General features: G+C 60.2%; 6 protein-coding genes. 3 read left to right on the top strand and 3 right to left on the bottom strand.

Going from position 1 to position 8348, the window contains the following annotated elements; translation table 11 throughout:
* The 3 genes from RMO15_RS30620 to RMO15_RS30610 form a co-directional block, all read right to left on the bottom strand.
* On the bottom strand, window positions 1-228 hold a 228-nt coding region (locus tag RMO15_RS30620; protein WP_309722203.1), incomplete at its 3' end, for an SDR family NAD(P)-dependent oxidoreductase.
* Between the two features lie 53 nt (window positions 229-281).
* Window positions 282-1694, bottom strand: coding sequence for a DUF1501 domain-containing protein (locus RMO15_RS30615; RefSeq protein WP_309722200.1), 1413 nt, complete (start codon window positions 1692-1694; stop codon window positions 282-284).
* The gene (locus RMO15_RS30610) at window positions 1684-4626 is read right to left on the bottom strand and encodes a DUF1549 domain-containing protein (RefSeq protein WP_309722197.1); all 2943 of its coding nucleotides are present in this window, start codon (window positions 4624-4626) and stop codon (window positions 1684-1686) included. The genes RMO15_RS30615 and RMO15_RS30610 overlap by 11 nt, the downstream gene beginning before the upstream one ends.
* A gap of 181 nt (window positions 4627-4807) precedes the next feature.
* Between RMO15_RS30610 and RMO15_RS30605 the strand changes: the two genes are divergently transcribed.
* The 3 genes from RMO15_RS30605 to RMO15_RS30595 all read left to right on the top strand — a co-directional run bounded on the left by RMO15_RS30605 (window position 4808) and on the right by RMO15_RS30595 (window position 8230).
* Entirely contained in the window at window positions 4808-5338 is a 531-nt protein-coding gene (locus RMO15_RS30605) for a 2Fe-2S iron-sulfur cluster-binding protein (protein WP_309722194.1), read from the top strand.
* Window positions 5335-7512, top strand: a complete 2178-nt coding sequence (locus tag RMO15_RS30600; RefSeq protein ID WP_309722192.1) for a molybdopterin cofactor-binding domain-containing protein — start codon at window positions 5335-5337, stop codon at window positions 7510-7512. The genes RMO15_RS30605 and RMO15_RS30600 overlap by 4 nt, the downstream gene beginning before the upstream one ends.
* 85 nt (window positions 7513-7597) lie before the next feature.
* Window positions 7598-8230, top strand: coding sequence for a hypothetical protein (locus RMO15_RS30595; RefSeq protein ID WP_309722190.1), 633 nt, complete (start codon window positions 7598-7600; stop codon window positions 8228-8230).
* Window positions 8231-8348: the final 118 nt, after the last annotated feature.

The raw sequence follows: 8348 nt of genomic DNA, 5'->3' as shown, positions 1-8348 counted from the left end.
CTCTTTCTCTACGGTTGCCACAGCGGCAGCGATACTTGCACTATCGGTGACATCGAGCGAGATGACCCGCACATCGCCGGTGAGCGTCTTGGCCGCCGCCTCGCCCTTGGTAAGATCCCGCGAGCCCAAATAAACCGTGATGCCCTGCGCGGCGAGCTGCCGTACGGTCTCCAGACCAATGCCCTTGTTCGCGCCCGTTACCAGAGCGACTGTCGTTGTGTTTCCCATGCTCCCTAATACAGCGACATTTCCTGGCAGTTCCCTAGCCATTGGGAGAGGGCTTAGGCGATAATTCCCTTGGCTATCTCGCCGTGCACATCGGTGAGGCGGTAGTTGCGGCCTCCGTAGAAGTAGGTGAGCTTCTTGTGATCCATGCCCAGCAGGTGCAGGATCGTCGCGTGCAAGTCATGGACATGGCACTTGTCTTTGACCGAGTAGAAGCCGTAGTCGTCGGTCTCGCCGTAGCGGAAGCCACTCTTCACGCCGCCTCCTGCCAGCACCATCGTGAAGCCGTGCGGGTTGTGGTCACGACCATCGTCGCCCTGGGCCACGGGCGTGCGCCCAAACTCCCCGCCGATCACTACCAGCGTGTCTTTAAGCAGGCCCCGTGACTTCAGATCTTTCAAAAGCCCTGCAATCGGCTTGTCGACTTCGGCGGCGTTGCTCGTGTGGTCTTTTCGGAGGTCCCCGTGCTGGTCCCACTTGTAAGAGTGTGTCACCTGCACAAAGCGCACGCCCTTCTCGGAGAAGCGCCGGGCAAGGAGACACTGGTGCCCAAAGTTGCGCGTCTTGGGATCGTCGAGGCCGTAGAGTTTTTTGGTCGCCTCGGACTCGCCCGCGATCTCTTGGAGCTCGGGCGCGGCAAGCTGCATCTTGAAGGCAAGCTCAAAGGAGCTCAGTCGCCCCTCCATCGCCGGGTCGGGGCCGGAGTGCGCGAGCTGCTCGCGTCCGAGCTGCCCTAAGAGCTCTAGCTCCAGCTTCTGCGCCTCACTCGGGGTTTCCGTGTTCTGAATAAACGGGATCTTGGCCTGGCCCGCATCAATGCTCGCGTTGCCAATGGGCGTGCCCTGGGTCCATGCGGGCAAGAACGCCGAGCTCCAGTTGCCGACGCCGCCATGGGTGAGCGTGGGGCAGATTGTCAGAAAGCCGGGGAGGTTCTGGTTCTCCGTGCCGAGGCCGTAGGTGATCCACGAGCCCATGCTCGGGCGCACGAAAGTATCGCTACCCGTGTGCATCTCTAGAAGTGCGCCGCCATGGCGGGAGTTCGACGCGTGCATGGAGTGGATAAAGCACAAATCATCCACGCAGCCTCCCAGGTGCGGAAAGAGGCTACTCACCTCGATCCCGCTCTGTCCGTAGCGCTTGAACTCCCACGGGCTCTTGAGCAGATTCCCCGTGGGGCTGGAGACGATGCGCGGGATCGTGCCGGGAAAGGGCTTGCCGTGGTCGCGGGTGAGCAAGGGCTTGGGATCGAACGTGTCCACTTGGCTCGGCCCCCCGTGCAAAAACACAAAGATTACCCGCTTGGCCTTCGCGGGGAACTGCGGCGCTTTGGGCAAGAGCGGATTGCGACTCGTGTCTTTTGAGCTGGCCTTTGCCTCTTGATCCAGCAGGCTCAGGAGGGCCAGGTTGCCAAAGCCAATAGCGCTACTTTTCAGAAGCTGGCGACGTGACTGTTCGTGATTAGTCCACATAGAGAAACTCATTGGCGGCGATAAGAGATTTGCAGAGGCTCTGCCAGGCGCTGAGGCGCGGGTTGGGCGCTTTGGCGTAGGCAGTCTCGAAACGAGCGAGAAAGTCGAAAGACCGAAGCACCTCGGCGAGCGTGGCCGGGCGTCCGTAGCAGGTCAGGTAGAGCTGGCGCACCCGCTCGGCATCGTCGAGGTCAGTCTGTTTGAGCAGCGCCTCGGACTGGGCCTTGGTGGCACTGAGCACGACGCTACTATTGAGCATAAACAGCGCTTGTGGTGCGACCGTGGTGCTGGGGCGGTCGCCGTTCATCACGGTCGGGTCACCAAAGTCAAAGGCCGTGTAGACATCGTACAGGGCGCTACGCACCACGGGCAAGTACACGGCGCGGCGGCGGCTGTCGTACTTGACCGGGTCGGCGTTGGCGGTGCTGGTGACGTACTGGCGGGGCCGGAAGGTAAGCAGCGTGCCGCCCATGGTCTTGTCCAGCGTCCCGGCGACAGCCAGGATGCTATCGCGGATCGCCTCGGCCTCCAAGCGGTGCCGAGGGTAGCGCCAGAGGAAGTGATTGTCGGGGTCGAGCGCGGCGGCTTTCGCGTCAAACTTCCCGCTCATCTGGTAGGTATTAGTGAGCATCAGGCGCTTGTGGAGCTTCTTCAGGCTCCAGCCATCGTCTTTCACGAAAGTCGTCGCTAGCCAGTCGAGCAGCTCGGGGTGGGTGGGCAAGTCGCCCAGCGCCCCGAAGTTATCCACGGAGCCGACGATTCCACGCCCAAAGCGCCAGCGCCAGACCCGATTGACAAAGACCCGCGCGGTGAGCGGGTTCTTCGCGTCGGTGAGCCACTGGGACAGCTCCAAGCGCCCGCTACTGTTCATCGGCAGGGCAGGTTGGTTCTCGCCTGAGATCGCGGTGGGGAAGCGGCGGACGCACTCCTCGCCCAGCGTCAGGTAGTTGCCGCGCAGATGGACTTTGAGGTTGGTCGGGGTTCCCTCACTCACGGCCATGGCGCGCGGCAGGTCGGGGCGGGATTTCTCCAGTGCCGTACGCTCGTCATCCAGGCGCTTGAGCTCCGCTTGAACCTCTTTGGGGAAGAGCCGATCCGGCTTGTCGGGAAGCTCCAGGCGAACTTCCAAGCCATTTTTGAGGCGCTCCGTCAGCTCCGCGACCAGCTCGGGGATCAGGCTGGACGCGGCGGCGATGTTTTCGAGGCTCTGGGTGAGCGGGGCATCGGGGCGGGCGATGAGGAGTAGCTTGTCTAGATGCGGGAAGTAGCTATCGCGCTCTAATTTGATGCGATTTGCACCTTCTTTGAGCGCAAAGACGCCTTCGGCAAACCACTGCTGGTGCTGCGGATAGAAGCCCCCGGTCACTTTCCCAGCGGCGCTGGATGCCACTAATGTGCCGTTCACATAGATACGGCAGGCTCGGGGGTCGCCGGAGGCGTAGCGCAGGTCGAGCTGATATGGCCCGGCAGTGGGCACCGAAACCTCGTACTCCGTGCGGTTGGGGTACTTCTCCGCGTTGACCAGCACGCCGATCTCTTTGCCAAACCCGCCCTTGTCTTTGTTGACATTGCCGCTGGTGAAGTCCTCAGCCTCGCGCAGAATCGCGCCTGTGGGCGCAGCGCCATCGGGTGTGGGGATCGTCGCCGTGAGCGTGACGGCGGCTTTCTGGGTGGCGAGGAGCTGACGAGCCGCTTTCTCATAGGCGGCGGTCTGCGGGCGCACCTGCGCTAGCAAAACTTTTTCCGCCGCCTCGCGCTTTTTCGTCGCTTCCTCGCGCCGGGTCTTGATCTGCGCCTCGATGGCGGCGAGCTTATCCTGATCCTCTTTGGGAGCCAGTGGGCGCTCGTTCCAGTCGGCCATGTTCTTAAAGTTGAGCATGGTCTTCGTGGACTTAAAGATTCCGGCGAGGGCGTAGTAGTCGCGGGCGGGGATCGGGTCGAACTTGTGGTCATGACAACGAGCGCACCCTACCGTCAGGCCGATAAACGTCTTGCCTAGCGTGTCCACCTGCTCATCAATAATATCCAGCTCCTGCTTGACCGGATCGTCCTCCGCGAGCATCTTGGGGCCAAGGGCGAGATAGCCCGTGGCGATAATCCCGTTGTCGCCCGCGCCGGGGATTAAGTCGCCCGCGAGCTGCTCCTGAAAGAAGCGATTGATGGGCTTATCGGCATTGACGGCATTGATGACCCAGTCCCGGTAGCGCCAAGCGTTGGGATAGACCAGGTTCTCGTCCACGCCGTTGGAGTCTGCGTAGCGGGCAACATCCAGCCAGTGCCGTCCCCAGCGCTCCCCATACGTCGGGGAGGCCAGCAACCTATCCACCACGCGAGCAAACGCCCCCGGCTGCGTATCGGTCAGAAACGCATCTATCTCTTTGGGGGTCGGGGGCAGGCCCGTCAGGTCAAACGTCGCGCGACGGATCAGCGTCCGGCGATCCGCAGGCGGCGCGGGTTTGAGCCCCTTCTCTTCCAGCTTCGCCAGCACAAACGTGTCCAGTGGGTTCTGCGCCCACCAGCGGGCCTTGACCTTCGGGAGCGCGGGAGTCTTCGGCGGCACAAACGCCCAGAATGGCCCCTTGGGCTTGGGCGGCGTTTTTGTCGCACTCGGCCAGGGTGCCCCCGCTGTGGCCCAGCTCGTCAGCACGGCTCGCTCCGCCTCGGGCAGCTTCCCCGAGGGTGGCATCTTAATCGTCCCTGTGTAGCTCACCGTGGCAATAATTTGTTTTGCCTGCGCGGGTGAGATCGACTTATCCAGCCGCAGGTTACCCAGCTGCTGATTCGGGCCATGACAGGCGACGCAGCGTGCCAGCAGGGTCGGACGCACTTTTGCCTCAAAGACACCTTCGTTTTGGCTGGAAGCAGGCACAGCAAGCGCTCCCAGGAGCAAGAGCGGCGGCGCGAGAAGAGAACCTAGGGAGAGGAATTTCATCGTGGTTGTTGCATTATACCTCTTAGACCGCCCCCTGGAAGGAGGCGTCTGGGTAGCCTGCGACTGCAAAGCCCGTGCCGGGCTGGGGAAGCGATTCGGTAGCCCGGCACGGGCTTTGCGGCACGAAGTGCCACTCGACGCCCCGTTCACGGGGCGGTCTCTCAGGTATAATTGGTCCATTATGGCTTATAAACTCACGGTCAATGGGCGACCCGCCACAGTGGACGCCGATGCCGATACCCCGCTGCTCTGGGTGTTGCGCGATATTATGCACCTCTTTGGCACCAAGTATGGTTGCGGCATTGGAAGCTGCGGCGCGTGCACGGTGCATGTCAATGGCGAGGCGATTCGCTCCTGCCAGATGACAATCGCCGATACGGCGGGTAAGAAAGTCGTTACAATTGAGGGGCTCTCTCCTGATGGAAAGCACCCGCTTCAGGTCGCGTGGCAGGAAGTGGACGTCCCACAGTGTGGCTACTGCCAGGCCGGGCAGATTCTCTCGGCGGCGGCGTTGCTGGCAAAGAAGCCCCGCCCCACGGACGCCGACATTGACGACGCGCTCAGTGGCAACCTCTGCCGCTGCGGGACGCACATGTCCATCCGCAAGGCCGTCCACCGCGCCGCCTCAATGACACCACTGCCTGTGATTAAGCCCACGGCTAAGACCACTGCAAAACCGACCACCAAGCCCAAGACCGGAGGCAAGAAATGAACCGACGAGACTTTTTCAAAGCCACCGCACTGATTGGCGGCGGGTTCGCTCTTGGCCTCTACTCCGACTCCGAGACGCCCGCTCAGGCACAGACGCCCCGTCCCGCGGGTCTGGAGCCCAGCGCCTTTATCAAGATCGCCGCTGATGGCAGTGTGACACTCATCAACCGGGCACCCGAGATCGGACAGGGAATGCGCACAACGCTGCCGATGCTCATCGCCGAGGAGCTGGACATCGACTGGAAGTCGGTCAGGGTTGAGCAGGCCGATGTGGACCCGCGCTACGGTGGGCAGTTCACCGGGGGAAGCGGGGGGACACCCAGTGCCTGGGAGCCACTCCGCCGGGTGGGAGCCGCCGCACGGATGATGCTGGTCGCCGCCGCCGCTCAAGAGTGGGGAGCCGCCCTAAGTGACTGCCACACCGCCTCAGGCGAGGTCATTCATAGCGCGACCAATCGCAAGCTCGCCTACGGCCAGCTCGCCGCAAAAGCGCTTGCGATGCCTGTGCCCGATCCGGCAACCATCAAGCTCAAAGACCCGGCCAGCTACAAGATTATTGGAAAAGCTACTGGCGGCGTAGACGTGCCCAGTATCGTGACAGGCAAGCCGATCTTCGGGATGGACGTGAACCTGCCAGGGATGCTCTATGCCGCGTTCCACAAGACCCCGGTGCTGGGTGGGAAAGTGGTCAGCGCCAACACCGAGGCGGTCGCCAAGCTCCCCGGTGTCAAGAAAGTTCTGGTCGTGCCAGGCAACCCGCAGATCGGGCTGGAGTCGGGCGTGGTAATCGTGGCGCAGACCTGGTGGCAGGCGCAGACCGCGCGCAAGAAGCTGGAAGTGGTCTGGGACGAAGGCAAGTGGGCGGGCTACAACACGAGCGATCAGGCTAAGAAAGCTGCCGAGCTTCTCGGGCAGGCACCAGCCAGTACCATCGGAAAAGTGGGCGACCCGGAGGCGGAGCTGGCAAAAGCCGCCAAGGTGATTGAGGCGCGCTACGAGTACCCGCTCATTGCCCATGCCCCGCTGGAACCACAGAACTGCACCGCCTGCTTCAAAGACGGCAAGCTGGAGCTCTGGAGCACGAGCCAGATTCCTAGCCCTGGCATCAGCGGCGCGGCGCGGGCCGTCGGAGTCGCACCGGGTGATGTCACGATGCACCTGCTGCGTGCAGGGGGCGGCTTTGGGCGACGCATCTACAACGACATGGTGGTAGACGCGGCCTGGGTCGCCAAAGAACTCGCAGGAACACCCGTGAAGCTTCTCTGGAGCCGGGAGGACGACTTCGCGCATGACTTCTACCGACCCGGTGGCTGGCACCACTTCAAGATCGGGCTGGATGCCAGCGGAAAAACTATCGCCCTACACGATCACTTTGTGGGCTACGGTGAGAGTGGGCGCTTTGTGGACAGCGGCGGGGTCGGGCCGGGCGAGTTCCCCTGCCGCACGATCCCGAACTACGCGCTGGGCCACTCCATGGTTCCGCTGGCCGTGCGCACGGGAGCCTTGCGAGCGCCGGGTAGCAACACCCATGCGTTTATCTTCCAGTGCCTCACCGACGAGCTAGCGCACGCCGCCGGGAAAGACCCGGTCGCGTTTCGTCTGGAGCAGCTCGCCGCGCTCGAAGCCCTGCCCGCAAACCAGCGTGGGATGGACATCGAGCGCATGCGCATGGTTCTCAACCTCGTGGCCGAGCGCTCGGGCTGGGGCAAGAAGACCTTGCCGAAGGGCACGGGCATGGGAGTCGCGTTCTACTTCAGCCACCGAGGCTACTTCGCCGAGGTCGCCCAGATCAAAGTGAGTGCCAAAAAAGAGATAAAAGTCGAGAAGGTCTGGGTGGTCGGGGATGTTGGCCACACGATTGTCAACCCATCGGGGGCGGAGGGCCAGGTCTGCGGCTCGGTGATTGATGGCATGAGCCAGCTCATGGCGCAGGAGATCACGCTTGCTAAAGGCCGCGTCGTGCAGGAGAACTACTCGGAGCATCCGATGGTGCGCCTGAACCAGGCCCCACGCGAGATTGACATCCACTTCCATAAGTCCAACAATCCCCCCACCGGCTTGGGCGAACCCGCGCTTCCCCCAATCCTACCCGCCATCGCCAACGCCATCTTCTCCGCCACCGGCGAGCGCGTACGGACACTCCCGCTGGCCAAGCTGGGCTACTCGTGGGGGTAGGTTGCCCTCATCCCCCCGGCCCCCTTCTCCCAATAACAAGCCCTTCGGGTGGGAGAAGGGGGAGTCAGAGTCCAATTATTTGATCATGGATAGCTACTTTACACTTGATGCTTTAAGGCTACCGTACTCAGTACTTCAAAAACAAGAATTTGGCTGGCTGCTTAGTTTGAGGAAATTCCTACAATGGAACATTGTTGCAACCGAGGGGATAAATGGCTTCACTAAAATAGACTCCATAAGTATAAAAGATGTCCCTCAACCACTCCAAGAGGAGTTTTCCAGAAAAATCATGATCGCGACGGATTATGGCTACCTAATCTTAAAAATTGGCAAGATTGATACAATTGGCAATCTTCTTCAATTCACTGCACTACTAGTTAATGAGAGCAGGGATACTGTTTGGGAAATAGGATCAGCGTCTATACATATAAACGGTAAAGTTGTCACAAAATGGATTGATGGCCTCAGAACAGATATTGACGAAGAACAATCAATATTAACTCTGAGATCATATAAAGATTTCAATTTCTTATATCCAAAAAACTATAAATCCTATTATCATCCTAATGATTTCCCGACACCAAAACTTTTAAGCAATCATATTAATTGTTATTCTAAGTATGAAAAATATAGAATTTCAAAAATACCAGATGACAATATAGAATCTTATTTGGAAAACAAAATGGCAATTGATTTGGGTGTGACTCATTTTGGTTGAAGGGCCCTTCATGCCACTTTGTACCCCACTTGTGGCATCTTCATTTTTAGGTCTGCTCTCTCAATGCAGGGAGAATCCCAAGCAGAACATGTCCCATAAAGCCGAGTTTGTTCCCGTT

Source organism: Armatimonas sp. (genome assembly GCF_031410135.1).
Lineage (GTDB): Bacteria > Armatimonadota > Armatimonadia > Armatimonadales > Armatimonadaceae > Armatimonas.
Note: the sequence above shows the minus strand (reverse complement) of the source record. Positions and strands in the feature narration are given on the sequence as shown.